Source organism: Actinomadura sp. J1-007 (assembly GCF_009793335.1).
Classification (GTDB): Bacteria; Actinomycetota; Actinomycetes; order Streptosporangiales; family Streptosporangiaceae; genus Spirillospora; species Spirillospora yumaensis.
The window spans coordinates 558,208-580,068 of record NZ_WING01000002.1 but is presented as its reverse complement, the minus strand read 5'-3'; the positions used below and the strand labels follow the sequence as shown (position 1 = coordinate 580,068).

Sequence of the window (21,861 nt, the reverse complement as noted above, 5' to 3'; positions counted from 1 at the left end):
GCCTCCTCCTAGGCCCCGAGGCCGGACTCGACGACGCCCGCGTCGCCGGCGGCGACCGTCTCGTACACGCGCAGCACGTCGCGGGCCACCGACGACCAGTCGTACGCCCGCACGGCCGCGCGCGCCTCGGCCGACAGGTGCTTGCGCCGCGCCGGGTCGTCGAGCAGCTCACCCGCCGCCGCGGCGAGCGCCTCGTGGTCGCCGACCGGGAACAGCGCCCCGGCGCGCCCGCCGAGCAGCACCCGGTCGAACGCCTCGATGTCGCTGGCGAGGATGGGCGCGCCCGCCGACATCGCCTCGGCGAGGACGATGCCGAAGCTCTCGCCGCCGAGATTGGGCGCGACGAACACGTCCACCGAGTGGTAGGCGCGGATCTTGTCCTCCTCGCTCACCATGCCGAGCACGACGACCCGTCCGCGCAGCCCCGGCGAGACCCGGGAGACCACCTCGTCGGCGTCGCCCGGCCCCGCGAGCAGCAGCCGCAGCCCCGGCCGCTCGCGCCCGAGGATCTCGAACGCCCGCAGCAGCACCTGGAGGCCCTTGCGCGGCTCGTCCATGCGGCCGAGGAAGCCGAGCGCCCCTCCCCCGGCCCGTCCGGCGCCGCCCTCGCGGTCGCCGTCCGCGCCGTCCGCGCCGTCGCCGCGGCCGGGCCAGCCCGGGAGCGGCGCGGCCATCGCGTAGCGCTCGGTCGCGACGCCGTTGGGGATCAGGACCGCGTCGCCGCCGAGATGCTCGACCAGGGTCTTGCGGGCGGCCTCGGACACCGCGATCCGGCCGGTGATCTTCTCCAGCGCGCTCTGGAGGATCGGCGCGGTCACCGACACCACCCGCGACTTCTCGTACGAGGCGTGGAAGGTGCCGACGATCGGGCCGTCCGCGGCCCAGCACGCGAGCAGGCCGAGCGACGGCGCGGCGGGCTCGTGGACGTGCAGCACGTCGAAGCGGCCCTCGTTGATCCACCGCCGCACCCGCCCGGACGACAGGAACCCGAACGCGAGCCGCGCCACCGACCCGTTGTAGGGCACCGGGACCGCGCGCCCGGCCGACACCACGTAGGCGGGCAGCCGGGCGTCGTCGTCGGCCGGCGTGATCACCGACACGTGGTGGCCGAACCCGATCAGCGCCTCGGCGAGGTCGCGGATGTGCTGCTGGACGCCTCCGGGGACGTTCCAGGTGTACGGGCAGACGATGCCGACCCTCACCGGCCGGCCCCCCGGCCGGCGCCCGGCAGGTCGTCCACCCAGACCTTCTGGAGCATGTGCCAGTCCTCGGGGTGGGCCCTGATGCCCGCCTCGAAGACCCGCGCGAGTTCCTGGGTCATCGCCTGGATCCTCTCCTGTCCGCCGCCTTCGCCCGGAACCGGGATCTCCTCGTGCACGCGCGCCGCCCAGTACTCGCCCTCGTACCACAGCGTGACCGGGATGAGCGCCGCGCCGGTCCGCGTCGCCAGGGCCGCCGCCACCCCGGGCATCCGCGCGGTGGCCCCGAAGAACTCGACGTCGACGCCGCCCGCGGTCAGGTCGCGGTCGACGACCAGGCACACCGGGCGTCCCGCGCGCAGCCGCTGCGCGAGCCGCCCGTACGCCGAGGCGCCCTGGTGCGCCAGCACCTCCATGCCCAGGCTCTCACGGAACGCGACGAAACGGTCGAACAGCGACTCGGGCCTGAGCCGCTCGGCGACCGTGGTGAACGGGTGGCCCTGGTGGACGAGCCACGCGCCGGCGTGCTCGTAGTTGCCCATGTGCGGCAGCGCGAGGATCACGCCGCGGCCCGCGTCGAGGTTCTCGAAGATCTTCTCGTGCCCGGTGACGCGCATCTTCCCGACGATGCGCTCGCGGTCGTACTCGGGCAGCCGGAAGACCTCCAGCCAGTAGCGGAAGTAGGAGCGCAGCACCTTCCTGCTCAGGACGCGGACCTCGTCGTCCACCTCCGCCTTGCCGAGCACGCGGCACAGGTTGCGTTCGAGCTGCCGGACGCCCCGGCCGTGCCGCTGCCAGGTGCGGTCGGCGAGGGCCGCGAACGCCAGCCGCGCCGCCCCCTCGGGCATCTTGCGGACCACGCCCCACCCGAGGGCGTACGCCGCGTCCATCACGTCGTCGCGCACCTGCGCGGGCGCGGGGGCCCGGAGGTTCACGGTCATCCGCGCCTCTCCGGCGCCGGGGCGCCGGCCTGCGGCTCCGCGCCGTTCCGGACGGCGGGCCCGGGCTCGGCGGGCGCGGGCGCGCCGGGGTCGGCGGGCGCGGGGGCGGTCGCCTGCCGGTAGACGGTCGCGAACCGCTGGAGGACGGTGACCGTGGACAGGACCGCGAGCACCCACAGGGCCAGCGCGAGGATGAACGGCACGCCGAGCCCGTCCAGCCCGGCGGCGACGAGCGCGATCAGCAGCCGTTCGGCGCGCTCAGCGATGCCGACGTCGCAGGTGTAGCCGAGGCCCTCGGCGCGCGCCTTGGCGTACGAGACGACGACGCCGGCGACCAGGCAGTAGAGCGCGACCGCCGCGAGCTGCTCCTGGTCGTCGCGGTAGAGGCCGATCATCAGCCCGGAGAAGATCGCGGCGTCGGCGACCCGGTCCATGGTCGAGTCGAGGAACGCGCCGAACTTGGAGATCTTGCCGGTGACCCGCGCGACCGCGCCGTCCAGCATGTCGAACAGCACGAACGCGGTGATGACCATCGTGCCCCAGAAGAACTCCCCGCGCGGGAAGAAGCCGAGGGCGCCGGCCATGACGCCGGCGGTGCCCACGACGGTGATCGCGTTGGGCGAGACCCCGGTCCGGGCGACGGCCCGGCCGATGGGGGTCAGGACGCGGCCCAGCGCGGGCCGCACTTTGTTGAGCATCGCCGTCCGTTCTTGTGATGTCGAGTCGGGAGCCGGCCGGCCGGGCGCGGCGGGCGGGCCGGACGCGGTCTCGGACGGGCCCGGCCGGCGGGCGGGCGGGGCCGCACGGCGGGCCCATCGTAGTGCGGCGGCCCCCTTCCGGGGGTGCCGGCGGCGCTCCGGACCGGCGCGCCCGCCAAGAGATGCGCCGGGTTTGCCGCCCACCCCTTGTGATCCGCGCCGCCACGGGAAAGGGTGTTGGCACGGGTGTGACGTCGGTCACGCACGTCGCACAGGCCGGGCGCCGCACTCGGACGTCAGGGCCGGGCCCCGTCGGGCCGGGCCCCAGCCGCACGCGGGCCTCCGCGGGGAGGCCCGTCCGAGGAGGTAGTCATGGCGGACAAGGGAGGCCACCCGGGAGCCCCCGGCAGGGCGCCGGAGGCCGGGCAGTGCGACAGGGTGCGCAACGTCGCGCTGGTCGGCCATTCCGGGGCGGGGAAGACGACGCTCGCCGAGGCGCTCCTCGCCGCGACGGGCGCCGTCCAGCGGCCCGGCCGGGTCGAGGACGGCACCACGGTCAGCGACTTCGACGAGGTCGAGGTGCGCCAGCAGCGTTCGGTCAACCTCGCCCTGGCCCCGTTCATGTACGGCGACATCAAGGTCAACCTGATCGACACCCCCGGCTACGCCGACTTCGTCGGCGACCTGCGCGCCGGGCTCCGGGCCGCCGACGCGGCCCTGTTCGTGATCTCGGCGGTGGACGGCATCGACGGCCTCACCCGGATGCTCTGGGAGGAGTGCGCCGCCGTCGGGATGCCCCGCGCCGTGGTGATCACCAAGATCGACCAGCAGCGCGGCGACTTCGACGACGTGGTGCTGTCCTGCCAGGACGCCTTCGGCGAGGGCGTGCTCCCCTGCTACTTCCCGGTCGGCTCCGGCGACGGCCTGAAGGGCCTGATGGGCCTGCTCACCCAGCGCTGCTTCGACTACTCCAGCGGCGAACGGGTCGAGTGCGCGCCCGACCCGGAGTTCGTGGACCAGATCGCCGAGCAGCGCGCCGCGCTCATCGAGGGGATCATCCAGGAGTCCGAGGACGAGACCCTCATGGACCGGTACCTGTCCGGCGAGGAGATCGACGTCAAGGCCCTGGTCGAGGACCTGGAGACCGCCGTCGCGCGCGGCAGCTTCTACCCCGTGCTCGCCACGTCCGTCCCGCACGGCGACCACCCCGGGCCGGTGGTCGGGATGCGCGAGCTGCTGGAGGTCGTCACGCAGGCGTTCCCGTCCCCGCTCGAACACGGCATCCCGCCGGTCACGCCCGTCAAGGGCGGGCCGCCCAAGGAGCTGCGCTGCGATCCCGACGGGCCCCTGGTCGCCGAGGTCGTCAAGACCACCTCCGACCCGTACGTGGGCCGGATCTCGCTGGTGCGGGTCTTCTCGGGCACGCTGCGTCCCGACATGACCGTGCACGTGTCCGGGCACGGGTTGGAGGACCGCGGCCACGAGGACCACGACGTGGACGAGCGCGTCGGCGCGCTCACCTCGCCGCTCGGCAAGACGCAGCGCACGGCCACGGCGTGCCGGGCGGGCGACGTGTGCGCCGTCGCCAAGCTCGCCCGCGCCGAGACCGGCGACACCCTCTCCGACCCGGCCGCGCCGATGGTCATGGCGCCCTGGTCGATGCCCGACCCGCTGCTGCCGGTGGCGATCCGCGCGCGGTCCAAGGCCGACGAGGACAAGCTGAGCCAGGCGCTCGGCCGGCTCGTCGCCGAGGACCCCACCCTGCGGCTGGAGAACAACGCCGAGACCCGCCAGCTCGTGCTGTGGTGCATGGGCGAGGCGCACGCCGACGTCCTCATCGAACGGCTCCGCACCCGCTACGGCGTCGAGGTCGAACGGGTGGACCTGCGCATCCCGCTGCGCGAGACGTTCGGCGGGAAGGCCAAGGGCCTCGGGCGGCACGTCAAGCAGAGCGGCGGGCACGGCCAGTACGGCATCTGCCACATCGAGGTCGAGCCCCTGCCGTCCGGCGGGGGCTTCGAGTTCGTCGACAAGATCGTCGGCGGGGTCGTGCCGCGCCAGTTCATCCCGTCGGTCGAGAAGGGCGTCAGGCAGCAGATGGCGCGCGGCGTGCACGCGGGCTACCCCCTGGTCGACATCAAGGTCACGCTGTACGACGGCAAGGCGCACTCGGTCGACTCGTCCGACATGGCGTTCCAGGCGGCCGGCGCGCTCGGGCTGAAGGACGCCGCGTCCCAGGTCCCGGTCCTGCTGCTCGAACCGGTGGACGAGCTGTCGGTGCTCGTCGCCGACGAGTACGTGGGCCCGGTCATGTCCGACCTCACCTCGCGGCGAGGCCGGGTGCTCGGCTCGCAGTCAGTCCCGGGCGGCCGGACCATGGTCAAGGCGGAGGTGCCGCAGCTGGAGGTCGTCCGGTACGCGATCGACCTGCGGTCGATGTCGCAGGGCACCGGCACGTTCAGCCGCGCGTTCCTGCGGTACGAGCCGCTCCCCGCCCACCTGGCCGACAAGCTCGCCGCCGAGGACGCCGGAGGAGGCTGACCCGGCGGTACCCCTGCCCCGTACCTCCTCCCCGCCGCCCTCCGGCCCGGCGTCCGCCGCCGGCCGGGCCCGTCCCCTCGGCCCGGCCGGCGGCGCGGCGCGCCGGGCGGGTGGACGACGCTATCTGGGGGTATGCCCCTCAAGTCCCCCCATGTCTCATCCCTGAGGCTGATCCACGATTCGGCCATGCGGTCGATGGTGTCCTGGTAAGGACGTGAAATTCTGACATCGTTATGGGGAACTCGGGGAAAGACCGCAGCCGGAGGCGCTGGGACGCCGGAAGGTCATCAAGAGGATCGGGCTCGCGGCGGGCGGGCTGCTCGCCGGCGGCGCCGGCGTGGTCGCCCAGCAGGCGTGGGAGCGGCAGGTCCCGCCCACGCCCGCGTCGGCGTCGTCGGTCGACTCCTGGCAGCCGCCCGAGCACCAGGTCGACGTCGTCTGGGCCGTCGACACCGACCGGCGCCTCGTCGCGCTCACGTTCGACGACGGGCCGATGGAGCACTGGACGCCGCAGGCGCTGGACGCGCTGGAGGAGGCGAAGGTCCCCGCGACGTTCTTCGTCGTCGGCAGCCGGATGCGGCGCAACGCCGGGCTCGTGCGCGGCCGCCTCGACCGCCACGAGATCGGCAACCACACCTGGCGGCACGACGACCTGTCCACGATGAGCCACCGCGACGCCTACCGGTCGATCCACCGCACCCACCTGGCGATCAGGGAGGTCACGGGCAAGGAGGCCCGGCTGCTGCGCCCGCCGTGGGGCCGCGTCGGCGGGACGACCCTGCACGTCGCGGGCGAGCACGGCTACGACCTGGCGCTGTGGTCGCTGCTCGTCCAGGACCGCAAGCTGCACAAGCGCCCCGAGGCCATGGTCGAGGCCATCGTCGACAACGCCCGTCCGGGCACGATCGTCCTCGCCCACGACGTCGGCGCGCCGAGCCGCGAGACCGCCGTCCGGGAGCTGCCCGCGATGATCCGCGGGCTGCGCGGCAAGGGCTTCGAGTTCGTCACCGTGTCGCAGCTGCGCGAGGCGTCCACCCGCCCCGGCGGCACCCGCCGCCCCGAGCAGGGCGAACACCCCGGCCCCGCCGCCCCGCGCCTCAACGCGGGCCAAGCGCGCCCGGCGTCCCCAAGCCCCGCGGACCCGGCGACCCGGCACGCCTCAGGTCCCGCGCGGCCCTAAGCTGACGAGATGCATCTGGTGGTCTCTCGCCTGGGCTCGCGCGCCCGGCTCTGGCGGTCGCTGGTCGCCGCGGCCATGATCGGCGGGCTCTTCTACACCAGCGCGTACGGGTCGGACGACGACTTCCCGCTGGGCCCGATGACGCAGTTCGCGTTCTCGGTCAAGAACGACGGCGGGGAGATCCACTCGCACTGGCTGGAGGCCGACACCGCGGCCGGCGAGCACGTCAAGCTGTCCATGGACGCGGTCGGCTCGGGCATGAAGCGCGCCGAGATCGAGGGCCAGATGGACCGGCTCGTCCGCGATCCCTCGCTGCTCCAGGGCATCGCCGACGGCCAGCGGAGGCTGCACCCGGGCAAGCCCCGGCTGACGAAGATCTACATCGTGAAGCAGGTCCAGACGTTGAAGCACGGCAAGGTCGTCAAGACCGTCCTCCAGACCCGCGTCACCTGGAACGTTCGATGACGGCCCCCGGCGAGCCCTCGCCCGCCGGCGACGCCGGGCAGGGGCGCAGGCCCGCGACGCCCTGGGGGCGGTGGTGGTACGGGCCGATCCCCCGCGCGCGGATCGCGTGGCTGCGGGTCGTCGCCTACGTGTTCCTGCCGTTCGACATGCTCCTGCTGACCAGCAGCTCGCTCGCGCACGCGCGGCTGCCCGCCGACCTGTACCAGCCGGTGCGGCTCGCCCGCTGGCTGCACCTGCCCGCGCCGACGCCCGCCGCGATGTACACGGTGCTCGTCGTCACGATCGCGGCCGGGCTGGTCGCCATGACCGGCCGGGTGCTGCCGCGCGCGACCGGCTACGTCGCCGCCGCGGGCTACCTGTGGTGGGTCACGATCAGCATGTCGTACGGCAAGGTCGACCACGACCACCTGGCGCTCGTCGTCGCGCTGTGGGTGCTGCCGAGCGTCGGGCGGGCCGGGTTCGGCGACCGGAGGGGCAGCGAGGCGGCGGGGTGGTCGACCCGTTCGATCCAGGTCTCGGTCGTCGCCGCCTACTTCCTGTCGTCCTGGGCCAAGATCCGCGTCGGCGGGTTCCCCGAGTGGCCGAACGGCGCGACCGTGCAGTGGGCGCTGAGCCGCCGGGGGACGCCGTTCGGGCGCAGCCTCATCCAGTTCCCGCTGATGCTCAAGATCAGCCAGTGGGGCACGTTCGTCGCGGAGTTCACCTCGCCCGCGCTGCTGTTCGTCCGCGGCCGGCCGCTGTACCTCGGGGTGATCGGCTTCGCGCTGTTCCACGCCGTGACGTACGCGCTGATGACCATCCACTTCCTGCCGCACGCGATCTTCCTGAGCGCGTTCCTGCCGCTGGAGCGGGTCACCGACCGGCTGCCCGCGCGGGTCCGGGGGTGGCTCGGCGCGGCCCCCGGCGCGAGCCCCGCCGCGGAGGAGGAGCGGGCGGACGGCTCCGAGCCGCCCGGCCCCCGCGGCGACCGCACGCCCCTGCCGTCCTGACCGGCGCGGCCCGTACGGTCCGCGTCACTTCCCGGCGGTCGCGCCCGGACGCCTGTCGGGGGGCAGCCTGCACGCGGCCGTGCCGCCGGGCATCCGCTGCCGGTTGTCGGCGACCAGCCGGTACGCGGCGCTGGCCAGCCAGCTCAGCGGCGCCACGCGCATCAGGACGCCGGGGACGCGCCAGAGGCCGCCCGCGTCGGTGAGCATCCGCCCGATCGCGTCGGACCCGCCGGAGACGCGGCCCGTGCGGTCGATCCACAGGACCTCGTGCCCGGCCCGTTCCCGCGTGGTGCCGAGGGCCCCCAGATCGGCGAACTGGAACGCGACGACCTCGGCCGAGGTGGGGATGCGCCGTTCCAGGAAACGGGCGGACGACGTGCAGAAACCGCAGTCGCCGTCGTAGACCAGCACCGGCCGCTCGCGTCGCTTCATGATCCCATCATGCCCCGCCGCCGGGCGGGCCTCCGCGCCGCCCGCCGCCGACCGCGCGGCGCGCCTCCACGCGGCGGGCGGCGGACGCGGACGGCCCGCCGGGCGGCGTCAGACGTCCTGCGGCCAGGCGTCGGCGAGCATCCGCCGGGTGTCGCGCAGGAGCTGCGGCAGCACCTTGGTGTGCCCGACGACCGGCATGAAGTTGGTGTCGCCGCCCCAGCGCGGCACGACGTGCTGGTGCAGGTGCGCGGCGATGCCCGCGCCCGCGACCTGGCCGAGGTTCATGCCGACGTTGAAGCCCTGCGCGCCGCTCGCCTTGCGCAGCGCGGCGAGCGCCCGGCGCGTGAACACGGCCAGCTCGGTGTACTCGGCCTCGTCCAGCTCGGTGTAGTCGGCGACGTGCCGGAACGGCACGACCATCAGGTGGCCGGAGTTGTACGGGTACAGGTTCAGCACCGCGAACACCGACCCGCCGCGCGCGACGACCAGCCCGTCCTCGTCGCTCATCTTGGGGATCTCGCAGAACGGGCACGCGCCCTCGGCCTCCGGCCCGCCCGGCTTGTTCTCGCCCTTGATGTAGGCCATCCGGTGCGGCGTCCACAGCCGCTGGAAGTTGTCGGGGATGCCCGCGCCGCCCCGTTCCTCCTCCAAACGGGGCCCGGACGGCGTCCCCGCACCGGACTCGGGCGCGTCGTCGCGCGCCTCCTGCACCACGGGCTCCTCCGGCTCTACGCTCAAGGCGGCGCTCTCCTTTTGTTCAACGGCCCTGACCAGCAGCATAGAGAGAGGAGCGGCCCGGCCTGAAGTCGGGATCCCCGGCGGGCACCGGCGCGCGCCCGCGAATCTAGACTTTCGTGACGCCGCACGCGCCACTCCGACACCGCGTCGCCCCAGCACCGGGCGGACGCGTCCGACCCCGTGGGGAGCCGATTCGATGACCGGGGAGACCCCCCTTCCGGAGCCCGGTTCCATGCCGTTCTACCCCGGCCCGCCGAGCCCGTCCGGACCGCCGAACGCGCCCGGCGCGCCCGGCGCGCCCGGCACCGCGCCCAACGCGCCCGGTGGGCCCGGGATGCCGCCGAACGCGCCGGAGGCTCCGCCCGGTTCCGGGCCCCCGCCGGGGTCGCCGGGGTCGCCGCTCGCCGCGCCGACTCCCGCCGCTCCCCCGCCCCTCTCCACGCCGCTGACGGGCAGCGCCCCGCCCGCGACGCCGCTCTCGTCCACGCCGTCCGCCGTGTCGGCGGCGCCCGCGGGGGCGTCCAGCGCCCACCGCGTCCCGCCGGGCCGCGACGGCGGCGATCCCGGCTACGGCGGCCGGATCACCATCGACGACGAGGTCGTCGTGAGGATCGCGACGCTGGCGGCGCTGGAGGTCGCCGGGGTGGTCGCGCTGACGGCCCGCGAGGGGCCCGGCCGGGGCGGCGGGGTCGCGGTGCGCCTGCGCGACGAGGAGGTGTCGCTCGACCTCGGCGTCGCCGTCGAGTACGGCAGCGTGATCATGGACGTGGCGACCGCGGTGCGGGCCAACGTGGCGCGCGTGGCCGGGCTCATGCTCGGCAGGCGGGTCGCGGAGGTCAACGTGGCCGTCGAGGACGTCCGGGTGCCTCCCGGGCCGTCCGCCTGACCGCCCGTCCCGTACGGCCCCGGACCGCCGAACGGCTCATGCGGGAAGGGGCCCGGAGGGCGGTACGGGACGAGTCCCCGGGGTCGCTCCCCTCCCGCCCACGGGAACGACCCCGGCGACTGGACTGGCACTCTAGACACGGCACCGATGCATACCAAGCGGTTTCTGCCGGGACGGGCGGGCGCGGGCGGTATGCGACGCCCGGCGGCACGCGTCACCCCGCGAACGACCGCCTGAGGCGTCCGCGGGCACGTCCACGGAAGCGGGAGGCGCCCGCGGAAGCACCGTCCGCGGGACGGTTCAGGCGCTCGGGCGGGCGTAGCAGGTCTGCATCGAGACGCCGACCGACACCGTGGTGACCCTGACGCGTTCGACCGACTGCGGGGCGACGCCCCTGAACAGGAACTTGTGCGGCTTCCCGCCCCGTACGGTCGCCTGCTGGGGCTCCGGCGAACGGCCCCGCGCGGTGACCTCGGCCCGTACGGCGCCGCTGCCGGAGACGGAGATGGAGACCTCCAGCCCGCCGGTCGCGGCCCGGTAGGAGGCCGTTCCGGCGGGGCACCAGGAGATGCCGGCGCCCGAGCCGTTCTGGCCGGGCATCGCGGGGCCTCCCCCGCCGCCGCCCTGCCCGCCCGGGTAGGGGCTGCCGCCGCGGGTCTGCTGCGTCGCGGGGTTGGACGCCGCCGCGGACGGCCCGGGGTAGCCGGGCACTCCGGCCCCGCCGGGGCCGGCGCCCGCCGTCGCGCTCGGGGCGGTCGAGGTCTCGGCTCCGGCGGACTCGGACCCGGCGTCCTTGTTGACGGCGGGACGGATGAGGACCACGACGGCCGCGGCCGCGAGGAGCAGGGCGCCGCCGTATCCGGCGATCCGGGCCCAGAACGACCGCCGGGCGCGCCGGGCCGCCCTCGTGGACTTCATCTCCGCACATCTCCCCGGTGGTGGCAGGTGACCGTTGAGGCTACCAACTCCGCGTGCGTCACGCGGGGCGGGCGGCGAGGGGGTACGGAACGGCCCCGCCCGGCGCGGATCAGCGCCGGACGGGGCCGCCGGGACGGAGCCCGGACGGGGCCGCCGGACCGCCCGCCGGACGGGTCGCCGGAACCGGGCCGCCGGGCGGGCGGACCGCAGGGTCAGATCTGGACGCGGGCCTCGATCGCCTTGACGATCTCGTCGGCCGCCTCCTCGATCGGGACGCCGTTCTTCTGCTCGCCGTTGCGGTAGCGGAACGAGACCGCGTCCCGCGCCACGTCGTCGTCGCCCGCGAGCAGCATGTAGGGGATCTTCTGCTTCTGCGCGTTGCGGATCTTCTTCTGCATCCGGTCGGAGGAGGTGTCGACCTCGACGCGGACGCCCCGGTCGCGCAGCACGGCCGCGACCTTCTCCAGGTGCGCGACGTGCGCGTCGCCGATCGGGATGCCGACGGCCTGCACCGGCGACAGCCACGGCGGCATCGCGCCCGCGTAGTGCTCCAGCAGCACGCCGAAGAACCGCTCGATCGACCCGAACAGCGCCCGGTGGATCATGACGGGCCGCTGCCGGGTGCCGTCCGCCGCCTGGTACTCCAGCCCGAACCGCTTCGGCTGGTTGAAGTCGACCTGGATGGTGGACAGCTGCCAGGTGCGGCCGATGGCGTCCTTGGCCTGGACCGAGATCTTCGGGCCGTAGAACGCGGCGCCGCCCGGGTCGGCGACCAGGTCGAGCCCGGACTCGGCGGCGGCGGTGCTGAGCGCCTCGGTCGCCTCCTCCCAGTCGGCGTCGTCGCCGATGAACTTGGGCGAGTCGTCGCGGGTGGACAGCTCCAGGTAGAACTCGTTCAGGCCGTAGTCGCGCAGCAGGTCCAGGACGAAGGTGAGCAGGTTCCTGATCTCGTCGCCCATCTGCTCCTTGGTGCAGTAGATGTGCGAGTCGTCCTGGGTCATGCCGCGCACGCGGGTGAGGCCGTGCACGACGCCCGACTTCTCGAACCGGTAGACCGAGCCGAACTCGAACAGCCGCAGCGGCAGCTCCCGGTACGACCGCCCGCGCGCCTTGAAGATCAGGTTGTGCATCGGGCAGTTCATCGGCTTCAGCCGGTAGTTCGAGCCGTCCACGTCGAACGGCGGGAAGGTGTCCTCGTCGTAGTACGGCAGGTGCCCGGAGGTCTCGAACAGCCCCTCCTTGGTGATGTGGGGGGTGTTGACGAACTCGTAGCCGCCCTCCTCGTGCCGTTTGCGCGAGTAGTCCTCCATGACCCGGCGGACGACGCCGCCCTTCGGGTGGAAGACGGCGAGGCCGCTGCCGATCTCGGTCGGGAACGAGAACAGGTCGAGCTCCGCGCCGAGCTTGCGGTGGTCGCGCTTCTCGGCCTCCTCCAGGAACCGCAGGTACTCGTCCTGCTTGTCGCGGGACTCCCAGGCGGTGCCGTAGATGCGCTGGAGCTGCGGGTTCTTCTCGCTGCCCCGCCAGTACGCGCCGCCGGTGCGCATCAGCTTGAACGCCGGGATGACGCGGGTGGTCGGCAGGTGCGGGCCGCGGCACAGGTCCTTCCAGCGCAGGTCGCCGGTCTTGGCGTCGAGGTTGTCGTAGATGGTCAGCTCACCCGCGCCGACCTCCACGTCCGCGCCGTCGTCGGCGCCCGCCGCGCCCTTCAGGCCGATGAGCTCCAGCTTGTACGGCTCGTCCGCCAGCTCGGCGCGCGCCTCGTCGTCGCTGACGGGGCGGCGGGCGAACCGCTGGCCCTGCTTGACGATCTCGCGCATCCGCTTCTCGACGCGCTTGAGGTCGTCGGGGGTGAACGGCTCGGCGACGTCGAAGTCGTAGTAGAAGCCGTTCTCGACGGGCGGGCCGATGCCCAGCCTGGCCTCGGGGAACAGCTCCTGAACGGCCTGCGCCATGACGTGCGCGGCGGAGTGCCGCATGATCGCGCGGCCGTCGTCGGAGCCGATCTCGACGGGCTCGACGGCGTCGCCGTCGGCGACCCGGTGGGCCAGGTCGCGGAGCTCGCCGTTGACGCGGGCCGCGACGACGGTGCGCCCGTCGGCCTGGAGGGCCTCCCCGGCGGTCGTGCCGGCGGGCACCACTCGCTCGTTCCCGTCGAGGGTGATGCGCGGCTCTGACACGGTTGACACGGGTACTCCTCGTGGATGGTGGGTGGGACGGGCGGCTGCCGATGCTACCGACCGCCGGCCCGCGGACGCTCCCCCGGAAAGCCGTGAGGCCCCGGGATCGCTCCCGGGGCCTCACCGCTCGTCTGGGTTCAGGGCAAGCGGCCGTCGCGCCGGGAGTGACCCGGCGTCGTCGTCTCGAACGAGAACGCGTCCGCCATGGCCAGCATGATAGCCGATGCCCCGGCGGCCCGCCCAGCGTCCGGGAGCGCGCGTCAGGTGTCCGGGAGCGCGGCCCGGGCGCCCGGGAGCGCGCGTCAGGTGCGGCGGGGGGATGGGATCTGGTCCATGTCCTCCAGCTCGCGCCCCTTGGTCTCGGGGACGAGGCGGTGGACGAACACGAGCGCGAGCACCGCGAAGAGGGTGTAGATGCCGTAGGCGAGGCCGAGCGAGAACCCGGAGATGCCGGGGAACGTCGTGGTGACGATCCAGTTGGCGAGCCACTGCGCGGCGGCGGCGACGGCGAGCGCCGACGCCCGGATGAAGTTGTTGAACATCTCGCCGAGCATGACCCACACGACGGGGCCCCAGGAGGCGGCGAAGGAGACCACGAAGAGGTTGGCGGCGACGAGCGCGACCGGTCCGGCGACGTCGCCGAGCGCCGGGTCGCCGTCCACGACGGGGGCGGTCGCGAAGCAGACGGTCAGGGTCGCCAGCGTGACCGCCATCCCGGCGGCGCCGGCGAGCAGCAGCGGGCGCCGGCCGATCCGGTCGACCAGCGCGATCGCGACGAGCGTGGCGGCGACGTTGACGATCGAGTTGATCACCGAGGTGAGCATCGCGTCGTTCTCGCTGAAGCCGACCGCCTGCCACAGCGACGAGGAGTAGTAGAAGATCACGTTGATGCCGACGAACTGCTGGAACACCGACAGCAGGACGCCGACCCACACGATCGGCTTCAGCCCGAGGGACGCGCCGCGCAGGTCGCCCAGCCGGACGGGCCGGTCGGTCTCGATGGACCGGGCGATCTCGTCGATCTTGGCGTCCACGTCGCCGCGGCCCATCACCCGCGCCAGCACCTGCCGGGCCCGGCCGACCTGCCTCTTCTTGACCAGGTAGCGGGGCGACTCGGGGATCGTCGTCGCGATCACGCCGTACACGACGGCCGGGACGATCGCGCTGGCGAACATCCACCGCCACGCGCCGCCGCCCCAGGGGAACGTTCCGGACGCGCCGCCGTCGGAGACCCGGGCGATCACGTAGTCGACCACCAGCGCGGCGAAGATCCCGAGGACGATCGCCATCTGCTGGAGCGAGCCGAGCCGTCCGCGCAGCTCGGCGGGCGCGATCTCGGCGATGTAGGCGGGCGCGATCACCGACGCGGCGCCGATGGCGACGCCGCCGAGCAGCCGCCAGGCCGTGAGGTCGACGGCGCTGAACGCCAGGGCGGACCCGGCGGAGCTGATGACGAACAGCAGCGAGGCGATCAGCATCGTCCGCACCCGGCCGATCCGGTCGGCGAGCGGCCCGGCGAACCAGGCGCCGACCGCGCAGCCGAGCAGGGCCGCGGACACGACGAAGCCGACGACGAACGAGTTCAGGTGGAAGGTGGACTTCAGCGCGTCCACCGTGCCGTTGATGACCGACGAGTCGTAGCCGAAGAGGAACCCGCCGAGGGCCGCCGCGCCGGCGAGGAGCACGGCGGTGGCGGCGGAGTGGGAGGGACCGGCCTGCTCGGGCGCCGCCTCCCGGCCCGCGCCGCTACGCCCTGTGGTCATGCCGCTTGATCTTCCCGATCGGAAGGACCTTATGCGGGCGGGGCGTTCCGGACGGCCGCGCCGGGCCCGCCGGACGGCCCGCGGGCGCGTCAGTCGCGGACCGCGACCCCGATGACGTGCGGCGCGGCCGGGTTGGGGGCGCGCGAGTCGGGGAACCGGAAGCGCCGCTGCCGGACGACGCTGAAGCCCGAGCCGGCGATCCACCGGTCCGTCGGCCGCCCGACGTGGCAGCCCGCCGCGAGGGACGGCCAGAGCACGTCGGCGAGGCGCTGGAGCCTGACCGTTCCCGGCGATCGTCCGCGCACGTGCTCGTAGTAGCGCAGCTCGCCGCCGGGCCTCAGCACCCGCCGCAGCTCGGTGAGGGCGCGGACGGGGTCGCGGACCGAGCACAGCACGAGCGAGACCACGGCCGCGTCGAACGACGCGTCGTCCAGGTCGAGGTCCTCGGCGATCCCGGGCCGCACGGAGACCGGGACGGGCGCGGCGGAGGCCGCCCCGGCGGCGAGCGAGCGCAGCCGGGGCTCGGGTTCGAGCGCAACCACCTCGGTCACGGCGGGCGGGTAGAAGCGGAAGTTGGCGCCGTGCCCGGCGCCGAGCTCCAGGACGCGGCCGGACGCGCCGTCCAGCAGTTCGGCGCGGTGCGCGTCCCCGCCGATCCGCGCGGACGCCGCGTCGAGCCGCGGGTAGACCCGCGCGAACACCGGATGCCGACGATCAACGCTCACATCCGGCAGTCTCCGCCCCGCGCCGCCCCCGATCAACCCGGGCGGCCGCCCGGCCTCAGGGGAGGGAGGGGACGGCGGAGCCGCGCCGGCGCAGCTCGGGGACGACGCCCTCCCCGAACCAGTACGCCTCCTCCAGGTGCGGGTAGCCGGACATGACGAACTCCTCGATGCCGAGCGCCGCGTACTCCTCGATGAGGTCGGCGACCTCGGCGTGGCTGCCGACGAGGGCGGTGCCGGCGCCGCCGCGGACGAGGCCGACGCCGGCCCACAGGCCCGGGTGGATCTCCAGGTCGCGGACGGACCCGCTCGCGCGGTAGCGCTCGTGCAGGGTCCGCATCCGCCGCTGGCCCTCGGACTCGCTGGCGGCGAGCGCCTCCTGCGCCTTGGCGACGTCGCCGGGGCGGACGCCGTCCAGCAGCCGCGCCGCCTCCGCCCACGCCGCCTCGGACGTGTCGCGGCTGATCGTGTGGAGCCGGATGCCGAAGCGCAGCGTCCGGCCCTCGGCGGCGGCGAGGCCCCGGATCCAGTCGATCTTCTCGGCGACCTGCGCGGGCGGCTCTCCCCAGGTGAGGTAGGTGTCGACGTGCCGGGCGGCGACGGGCCCGGCGGCCTTGGAGGACCCGCCGAAGTAGATGTCGGGAACGGGGTCCGGCGGGCGGGAGACCAGCGCGCCGTCCACGTGGTAGTGCTCGCCCTTGAAGTCGTACGGCTCGCCGGACCAGGCGCCGCGCAGGATCGACAGGAACTCGCCGGTGCGGGCGTACCGGTCGCCGTGCGCGAGGTGGTCGCCGAAGCGCCGCTGCTCCGCCGGCTCGCCGCCGGTCACCACGTTGAGCAGGAGCCGCCCGTTCGAGACGCGCTGGTAGGTGGCGGCCATCTGCGCGGCGAGCGTCGGCGAGACGAACCCGGGCCGGAACGCCACGAGGTACTTCAGCCGGGACGTCTCGCGCAGCAGCGCGGCGGTGACGAGCCAGGCGTCCTCGCACCAGGTGCCGGTCGGGGTCAGCACGGCCTCGAACCCGAGCTGCTCGGCCGACCGCGCGACCTGCGCGAGGTAGTCGATGTCCGGCGGCCTGATCCGGTCGGCCGTGCCCGGCCGGGCATCGGGCCGGCCGACCCCGGCGGGGACGCTGTGGCCGCCGCCGATCAGGGCGCGGCTGTCGCCGGTGGTGGGCAGGAACCAGTGGAAGCGCAGGGTCATGCGGGGTCCTCGATGTCGTTGAACCGGCGGTCGGTGAACGCGGCCATGTCGACCTTGCCGGGGATCAGCCGCTGCTCCCGGAACGCGTCGGCGACGAGCTGCTCGTTCCGCACGAGCGTGTCGTCGATCTTGATGAGGGCGGCCGTGCGGCGGCGCGCGGCCAGCTCGGCGACCTCCGGCGGGAGGCCGGTGTCCTTCGCCCAGACCTCGGCCCAGCGCCCGCTGTGGCGGGCCGACCAGACGAGCGCGCGGCGCTGCCGGGTGACGAAGTCGCGCAGCGCGGTCTCCCGCGCCCGGTCCTTGAGCGTCTTCCCGGACGCGACGATCAGGTTGTAGCCGGTGGTGTAGCCGGTGCCGTTCACCAGGGCGCGGCCTCCGGCCTGCCGCTCGCCCTGCGCGGTGTACGGGTCCCAGATCGCCCAGGCGTCGAGCTTGCCGGAGCTGAACGCGGCGAGGGCGTCGGGCGGCGCGAGGTACTGCGGGCTGATGTCCTCGAACGCCAGCCCGGCCCTCTTCAGGACGGTCAGCAGGTGGTAGTGCGCGGAGCTGCCCTTGGCCACGCCGATCCGCTTGCCCTTCAGGTCGGCGGGCGCGCGGATCGCGGAGTCCTTCGGGACGAGGACGGCCTGGCCGGTGAGGCCGAGGTCGGCCCCCGCGACGATCTTGATCTTGGATCCGGCGGCGGCGGCGAAGACCGGCGGGGTGTTGCCGACCGCGCCGAAGTCCACGGCGCCCGCGTTCACCGCCTCCAGCAGCGGCGGCCCGGAGGTGAACTGCTTCCACTCGATCCGGTACGCGGCGCCGGCGAGGTCGCCCGACGCGCCGAGCAGCGCGCGCAGGCCGCCCTTCTGGTCGCCGACGCGCAGGGTGACCTTGGCGAGGTCGACCTTGCCGTCCGGGCCGATCGCGGCGTTCGCCCCGCCGTCGCCGCCGCCGCAGGCCGCCGCGCCCGCCGCCGCGAGGCCGAGGGCGAGCACGGCCGCGGCGAGCGTCCGTTTCGTTCGTGTCATGGCGTTTCTCCTGGGACGTCGGCGCGCGGGCCGCCCGGAACGTCCTGCGGGGCGTCCTGCGGGGCGTCTTCGGGGGTGACGCCGAGGCGGGCGAGCAGGGTCGCGCGCAGGCCGGACAGGTCGGGGTGGTCGCGCGGGCGCGGGCGGGGCAGCCGGACGCGGGTCTCGTGCGCGATGCGGCCCCCGTCCAGGACGAGCACGCGGTCGGCGAGCAGCAGCGCCTCGTCCACGTCGTGGGTGACGAGCAGGACGCCGGGGCGGTGCCGTTCCCACAGGTCCAGCACCAGCCGGTGCATGGTGATGCGGGTGAGGGCGTCGAGCGCGCTGAACGGCTCGTCCAGCAGGAGCAGCCCGGGCTCGCGCACGAGGGCGCGGGCGAGCGAGGCGCGCTGGGCCTCGCCGCCGGACAGGGTGAGCGGCCAGGCGTCGCCGCGTTCGGCGAGCCCGACCTCGGCGAGGGCCTTGTCTGCGGCGGCGCGCGGGCCGCCGCCGCTCGTGCCGCTCGCGCCTCCGCCGCTCGTGCGCAGTCCGAGCGCGACGTTCGCGCGGACCTTCTTCCACGGGACGAGGCGCGGCTCCTGGAACGCGACCGCGACCGTCCCGTCCACGGCGAGGTCGCCGCCGGTCTCGCGGTCGAGCCCCGCGAGCGCGCGCAGCAGCGTGGACTTGCCCGAGCCGCTGCGGCCGAGCAGCGCGACGAACTCGCCGCGCTCGATGGTGAGGTCCGCGCCGTCCAGGACGGTCCGTTCGCCGAAACGCCGGGTCAGCCCGCGCACGCGCGCGACGGCGCGGGACTCCGCCCGGTCGTCGGCTCCGGCGGCGCGTTCGCCGGTCAGGCCAGGAAACCCTTGCGCCATGCGAGGGCCCTCCTCTCCAGCAGCCGGACGAGCGCGTCGGTCAGCAGGCCGAGCGCCGCGTACACCGCGAGGCCGAGCACGACCACGTCGGTGCGCAGGAACTCGCGGGCGTTGTTGATCATGAAGCCGAGCCCGGCGTCGGTGTTGACCTGCTCGGCCACGATCAGCGCGAGCCAGGCGACGCCGAGGCTCTGCCGCAGCCCGACCAGGGCCTGCGGCAGCGCGCCGGGCAGCACGATGTGCCGCAGCAGCCCGAGCCGGCTCAGGTCCAGCACCCGGGCGACCTCGGCGAGGCGGCCGTCCACCCCGCGGATGCCCGCGAACGTGTTGAGGTAGAGCGGGAACGCGACGCCGAGCGCGACCAGCGCGACCTTCGGCGTCTCGCCGATGCCGAACCACAGGATGAACAGCGGGATCAGCCCGAACAGCGGCAGCGCCCGCAGCATCTGCATCAGCGGATCGACGGCGTGCTCGCCGATCCGGCTGAGCCCGGCGACGACCGCGAGGCCGATCCCGGCGGCCGCTCCGGCGAGGAAGCCGAGGGCCGCCCGCCGCACGGACGTGGCGACCGCGTCGGTCAGCGTGCCGTCCCGCAGCAGGTCGAGCCCGGTGGACGCGACCGTGGACGGGGCGGAGAGGAGTCGTTCGGGCAGCAGGCCGGTGCCGGACGCGAGCTGCCACAGCGCCAGCGCGACGAGCGGGCTGACCAGCCGGGCGAGCGTGGCGGGCGACGGGCGCGCGCGGGCGGCGGCCCGGGGCTCGGCGCGGGTCTGCGGACGGGCGAGGTCCAGGGACGAGGTCGACACTGGGGACGTCCTTCGGGGGGTCGGTACGACGGCCCGGTGCGGGCGGGCCGGGCGGAGGTGCGGGCGGGCCGGGCGGCAGGGGGGTCGGCGGGGCCGGTCACCAGTCGTCGGTGGACTCGGCGGCGAGCTCGACCAGCTCGCCCTGCGCGTCCACGTCGTACCGCCGCATCGAGCTCAGCGGCGGCGCGTAGACGTGCACGCTCACCGCCGGGGCGGCGGAGGTGTTGCGCACGTCGTGCACGTAGTCGGGCCCGAACGAGCGGGACTGCCCCGCGCCGAGGCCGCGCCCCGCGTGCACGCGGTGCTCCTCCAGCGCGCCGAGCGCGACGGCGAACGCGCCGGACGAGCCGCCGTGGTCGTGGAAGCCGGTCGACTGGCCGGGCAGCCAGCTGATGACCCAGACCTCGTGGTCGGCGTCCTGGTGGAGCCGCTCGTACCAGCGGCCGTCCGGGCTCAGCCGGACCCGGTGCAGCCAGTCCTCGGGACGCGCGGCGAGGGCGCGGGCCCGTTCCTCCAGGCGGGGCGGCGCGAACGCGCGGTCGCCGGCGGAACGTCCGCGCGACCGAGTGCGGGAGCGGGAGCGGGTGCGGGTGCTCGCGCCGGACCGCGGGCCGGAACGGGCGCCGGCGGCGTCAGGGCCTTCCGTGCCGTCGGGGCGGTTCGCGTCGTCAGGACGGTTCGGACCGTGCGGGCTGTTCGGGCCGTTCGGGTCGGGCGCGGGCAGGGTGGAGCCGGTGGTGACGGGCATCGCGGGCGTGCTCTCCTCGTGGTCGTTCGTTCCGGTCGGCGTCGGGCGGGCGCCGGGCGCGCGGGCGGCGCGGGGCCGCCGGCGTCCGGCTCAGCGGGACCGGGGACGACACAGGGCGCTCGCCTGCCGTCGCAGATCGACGTGGAGGCGCTCGTGAAGGGTGCTGCGGGACGTCACCCGTCCAGGCTGGACCATAATCCCTATTAAGTCAATCGGAAATACAGAGAAGATACCCAGGGAGCGGTCGCGATCTCCCTCTGCCGGGGCAGGCGGCCCAGGTCCCGGGCACCTTAGGCTCGGAGCCAAATGAACGACGCAGACCCATCCCACCGCGACCGCGCCGACCGGCACCGCCATCCGCGGCTGCTGCGCGGCGTGCGCGCGGCGCTCGTGCCCGGCCCCGGCGAGCCGTCGGGCACCCACCTGCCCGCGGCGCTGTGGCTGCGGATCCCGATCATGATCGTGCTGCTGGCGCTCACGGTCGGGTTCACCGCGGGCGCGATCGCGATCCCGCTGAACCTGTTCCGCCCGCCGCCCGGCACGGCGCTCGCGTGGCCCATCGGGGTGCTCCAGGCGCTGCCGCTGCTGTTCGCGCCGCGCTGGCCGCTGCGCGCCTGGCGGGTGAGCGCGGCCGGGTTCCTCGTGGGGGCGCTGCTGCTGTCGGGCCGCTACTTCTGGCCCTGGCCGGTCACCGCGTGGCTCGCGTTCATGATCATCCTGTTCTTCGTCGCGATGGCGTGCGAGCGCGAGACCACCATCGGCGTCGGCGCGGTCAGCATCGCGGGCCTGATCGCGCCCGCCGTGCTGTTCGGGATGGCGGGCTGGTTCGGCACGATCCTCGCCGGCATCGTGATCGTGGTGCTGGCGTTCGGCGACGCGGTCGGCGGGCGGCGCACCGTGGAGGCGATCCTGCGCGAGCAGGAGGAGCTGCGCCGCCAGGACCTCGCCAAGCAGGCGGTGCTGGAGGAGCGCGCCCGGATCGCCCGCGAGCTGCACGACGTGGTCGCGCACCACATGTCGGTGATCGCGATGCAGGCCGAGGCCGCCCCGTACAAGATCCCCGACCTGCCGGACGCGGCGAAGCAGACGTTCGGGGTCGTCCGGGACGCGGCGCGCGAGGCGCTGACCGAGACCCGCCGCGTCGTCGGCCTGCTCCGCTCCGACGACGAGGGCGCCGAGCGCGCGCCGCAGCCGGGCCTGGACCGGCTCGACGACCTGGTCGGCACCGCCCGCAAGTACGGGCTGAAGGTGTCCGTCACCGTCGTCGGGCTGCCGCGCCCGCTGGACGCCGGCGTGGACCTGTCGGCGTTCCGGATCGTCCAGGAGTCGCTCAGCAACGCCGCCCGGTACGCGCCGGGCGCGGACGTCCGGATCGAGATCCGCTACGCCGCGCCGGGCCTCACCGTGTCGGTCGTGGACGACGGCGCCCGCAGCACGCCCGAGGAGTCGCACGGCGGCGGGCACGGCCTGGTCGGGATGCGCGAGCGCGTCACGATGCTCGGCGGCGCCCTCACCGCGGGCCCGCGCGAGCGGGGCGGCTGGTCGGTGGTCGCCGAGCTGCCGTACGACGCGCCGTGACGCCGC

The 21,861-nt window shown here is 74.7% G+C and carries 20 protein-coding genes; 6 read left to right on the top strand and 14 right to left on the bottom strand.

The window, feature by feature from the left end:
• Positions 1 to 8 precede the first annotated feature (8 nt).
• Genes GEV43_RS36635 through pgsA form a run of 3 tightly spaced genes read right to left on the bottom strand, consistent with a single transcriptional unit; the run spans position 9 to position 2,838 of the window.
• Entirely contained in the window at positions 9 to 1,202 is a 1,194-nt protein-coding gene (locus tag GEV43_RS36635) for a glycosyltransferase family 4 protein (RefSeq protein WP_160825330.1), read from the bottom strand.
• A complete protein-coding gene (locus GEV43_RS36630) occupies positions 1,199 to 2,140 on the bottom strand; it encodes a phosphatidylinositol mannoside acyltransferase (RefSeq protein ID WP_160825329.1) in 942 nt (313 codons plus the stop codon). The genes GEV43_RS36635 and GEV43_RS36630 overlap by 4 nt, the downstream gene beginning before the upstream one ends.
• Positions 2,137 to 2,838 (bottom strand): phosphatidylinositol phosphate synthase, encoded by a 702-nt coding sequence (gene pgsA, locus GEV43_RS36625; protein WP_160825328.1) that lies wholly within the window; start codon positions 2,836 to 2,838, stop codon positions 2,137 to 2,139. Before pgsA ends, GEV43_RS36630 begins: the two co-directional genes overlap by 4 nt.
• 372 nt (positions 2,839 to 3,210) lie before the next feature.
• On the opposite strand from pgsA, the gene GEV43_RS36620 reads away from it, so the two are divergent.
• The 4 genes from GEV43_RS36620 to GEV43_RS36605 all read left to right on the top strand — a co-directional run bounded on the left by GEV43_RS36620 (position 3,211) and on the right by GEV43_RS36605 (position 8,013).
• Positions 3,211 to 5,379: an elongation factor G-like protein EF-G2 gene (locus GEV43_RS36620; protein ID WP_160825327.1), complete on the top strand. Its 2,169-nt coding sequence runs from the start codon at positions 3,211 to 3,213 to the stop codon at positions 5,377 to 5,379.
• Between the two features lie 337 nt (positions 5,380 to 5,716).
• Complete coding sequence (locus GEV43_RS36615) at positions 5,717 to 6,559, top strand: polysaccharide deacetylase family protein (RefSeq protein WP_160825326.1); 843 nt, start codon at positions 5,717 to 5,719, stop codon at positions 6,557 to 6,559.
• Positions 6,560 to 6,568: 9 nt separating this feature from the next.
• Positions 6,569 to 7,024, top strand: coding sequence for a hypothetical protein (locus GEV43_RS36610; RefSeq protein WP_160825325.1), 456 nt, complete (start codon positions 6,569 to 6,571; stop codon positions 7,022 to 7,024).
• Complete coding sequence (locus GEV43_RS36605; RefSeq protein ID WP_160825324.1) at positions 7,021 to 8,013, top strand: HTTM domain-containing protein; 993 nt, start codon at positions 7,021 to 7,023, stop codon at positions 8,011 to 8,013. The genes GEV43_RS36610 and GEV43_RS36605 overlap by 4 nt, the downstream gene beginning before the upstream one ends.
• Before the next feature lie 24 nt (positions 8,014 to 8,037).
• Here GEV43_RS36605 and GEV43_RS36600 read toward each other — a convergent pair whose 3' ends face one another.
• Positions 8,038 to 8,445, bottom strand: a complete 408-nt coding sequence (locus tag GEV43_RS36600; protein WP_160825323.1) for a thiol-disulfide oxidoreductase DCC family protein — start codon at positions 8,443 to 8,445, stop codon at positions 8,038 to 8,040.
• A 108-nt stretch (positions 8,446 to 8,553) separates the two neighbouring features.
• Positions 8,554 to 9,183 (bottom strand): HIT domain-containing protein, encoded by a 630-nt coding sequence (locus GEV43_RS36595; RefSeq protein ID WP_241684172.1) that lies wholly within the window; start codon positions 9,181 to 9,183, stop codon positions 8,554 to 8,556.
• Between the two features lie 196 nt (positions 9,184 to 9,379).
• Between GEV43_RS36595 and GEV43_RS36590 the strand changes: the two genes are divergently transcribed.
• Complete coding sequence (locus tag GEV43_RS36590; RefSeq protein ID WP_206681561.1) at positions 9,380 to 10,069, top strand: Asp23/Gls24 family envelope stress response protein; 690 nt, start codon at positions 9,380 to 9,382, stop codon at positions 10,067 to 10,069.
• 300 nt (positions 10,070 to 10,369) lie between these two features.
• Here GEV43_RS36590 and GEV43_RS36585 read toward each other — a convergent pair whose 3' ends face one another.
• The 9 genes from GEV43_RS36585 to GEV43_RS36545 form a co-directional block, all read right to left on the bottom strand.
• Complete coding sequence (locus GEV43_RS36585) at positions 10,370 to 10,987, bottom strand: hypothetical protein (RefSeq protein ID WP_160825321.1); 618 nt, start codon at positions 10,985 to 10,987, stop codon at positions 10,370 to 10,372.
• 212 nt (positions 10,988 to 11,199) lie between these two features.
• Positions 11,200 to 13,176, bottom strand: coding sequence for a threonine--tRNA ligase (thrS, locus tag GEV43_RS36580; protein ID WP_160825320.1), 1,977 nt, complete (start codon positions 13,174 to 13,176; stop codon positions 11,200 to 11,202).
• 293 nt (positions 13,177 to 13,469) lie between these two features.
• The gene (locus tag GEV43_RS36575; RefSeq protein ID WP_160825319.1) at positions 13,470 to 14,930 is read right to left on the bottom strand and encodes a sugar porter family MFS transporter; all 1,461 of its coding nucleotides are present in this window, start codon (positions 14,928 to 14,930) and stop codon (positions 13,470 to 13,472) included.
• Between the two features lie 89 nt (positions 14,931 to 15,019).
• Complete coding sequence (locus tag GEV43_RS36570) at positions 15,020 to 15,655, bottom strand: class I SAM-dependent methyltransferase (protein ID WP_160825318.1); 636 nt, start codon at positions 15,653 to 15,655, stop codon at positions 15,020 to 15,022.
• A 55-nt stretch (positions 15,656 to 15,710) separates the two neighbouring features.
• A complete protein-coding gene (locus GEV43_RS36565; RefSeq protein ID WP_160825317.1) occupies positions 15,711 to 16,856 on the bottom strand; it encodes an LLM class flavin-dependent oxidoreductase in 1,146 nt (381 codons plus the stop codon).
• The gene (locus tag GEV43_RS36560; RefSeq protein WP_160825316.1) at positions 16,853 to 17,866 is read right to left on the bottom strand and encodes an ABC transporter substrate-binding protein; all 1,014 of its coding nucleotides are present in this window, start codon (positions 17,864 to 17,866) and stop codon (positions 16,853 to 16,855) included. Before GEV43_RS36560 ends, GEV43_RS36565 begins: the two co-directional genes overlap by 4 nt.
• A complete protein-coding gene (locus GEV43_RS36555; RefSeq protein WP_160825315.1) occupies positions 17,863 to 18,723 on the bottom strand; it encodes an ABC transporter ATP-binding protein in 861 nt (286 codons plus the stop codon). The genes GEV43_RS36560 and GEV43_RS36555 overlap by 4 nt, the downstream gene beginning before the upstream one ends.
• Positions 18,699 to 19,529, bottom strand: coding sequence for an ABC transporter permease (locus GEV43_RS36550; RefSeq protein ID WP_160825314.1), 831 nt, complete (start codon positions 19,527 to 19,529; stop codon positions 18,699 to 18,701). The genes GEV43_RS36555 and GEV43_RS36550 overlap by 25 nt, the downstream gene beginning before the upstream one ends.
• A gap of 97 nt (positions 19,530 to 19,626) precedes the next feature.
• The gene (locus GEV43_RS36545; protein WP_160825313.1) at positions 19,627 to 20,277 is read right to left on the bottom strand and encodes a cysteine dioxygenase family protein; all 651 of its coding nucleotides are present in this window, start codon (positions 20,275 to 20,277) and stop codon (positions 19,627 to 19,629) included.
• A gap of 306 nt (positions 20,278 to 20,583) precedes the next feature.
• Between GEV43_RS36545 and GEV43_RS36540 the strand changes: the two genes are divergently transcribed.
• Positions 20,584 to 21,855 (top strand): sensor histidine kinase, encoded by a 1,272-nt coding sequence (locus GEV43_RS36540; RefSeq protein WP_175250976.1) that lies wholly within the window; start codon positions 20,584 to 20,586, stop codon positions 21,853 to 21,855.
• The last annotated feature ends 6 nt before the right edge of the window (positions 21,856 to 21,861 follow it).

Excerpts from the sequence above, each read along its gene's own strand:
- GEV43_RS36630 (WP_160825329.1), bottom strand. The coding sequence starts at position 2,140 with ATGACCGTGAACCTCCGGGCCCCCGCGCCCGCGCAGGTGCGCGACGAC.
- pgsA (WP_160825328.1), bottom strand. The coding sequence starts at position 2,838 with ATGCTCAACAAAGTGCGGCCCGCGCTGGGCCGCGTCCTGACCCCCATC.
- GEV43_RS36620 (WP_160825327.1), top strand. The coding sequence starts at position 3,211 with ATGGCGGACAAGGGAGGCCACCCGGGAGCCCCCGGCAGGGCGCCGGAG.
- GEV43_RS36610 (WP_160825325.1), top strand. The coding sequence starts at position 6,569 with ATGCATCTGGTGGTCTCTCGCCTGGGCTCGCGCGCCCGGCTCTGGCGG.
- GEV43_RS36605 (WP_160825324.1), top strand. The coding sequence starts at position 7,021 with ATGACGGCCCCCGGCGAGCCCTCGCCCGCCGGCGACGCCGGGCAGGGG.
- GEV43_RS36600 (WP_160825323.1), bottom strand. The coding sequence starts at position 8,445 with ATGAAGCGACGCGAGCGGCCGGTGCTGGTCTACGACGGCGACTGCGGT.
- GEV43_RS36590 (WP_206681561.1), top strand. The coding sequence starts at position 9,380 with ATGACCGGGGAGACCCCCCTTCCGGAGCCCGGTTCCATGCCGTTCTAC.
- GEV43_RS36585 (WP_160825321.1), bottom strand. The coding sequence starts at position 10,987 with ATGAAGTCCACGAGGGCGGCCCGGCGCGCCCGGCGGTCGTTCTGGGCC.
- GEV43_RS36575 (WP_160825319.1), bottom strand. The coding sequence starts at position 14,930 with ATGACCACAGGGCGTAGCGGCGCGGGCCGGGAGGCGGCGCCCGAGCAG.
- GEV43_RS36565 (WP_160825317.1), bottom strand. The coding sequence starts at position 16,856 with ATGACCCTGCGCTTCCACTGGTTCCTGCCCACCACCGGCGACAGCCGC.
- GEV43_RS36560 (WP_160825316.1), bottom strand. The coding sequence starts at position 17,866 with ATGACACGAACGAAACGGACGCTCGCCGCGGCCGTGCTCGCCCTCGGC.
- GEV43_RS36555 (WP_160825315.1), bottom strand. The coding sequence starts at position 18,723 with ATGGCGCAAGGGTTTCCTGGCCTGACCGGCGAACGCGCCGCCGGAGCC.
- GEV43_RS36545 (WP_160825313.1), bottom strand. The coding sequence starts at position 20,277 with ATGCCCGTCACCACCGGCTCCACCCTGCCCGCGCCCGACCCGAACGGC.
- GEV43_RS36540 (WP_175250976.1), top strand. The coding sequence starts at position 20,584 with ATGAACGACGCAGACCCATCCCACCGCGACCGCGCCGACCGGCACCGC.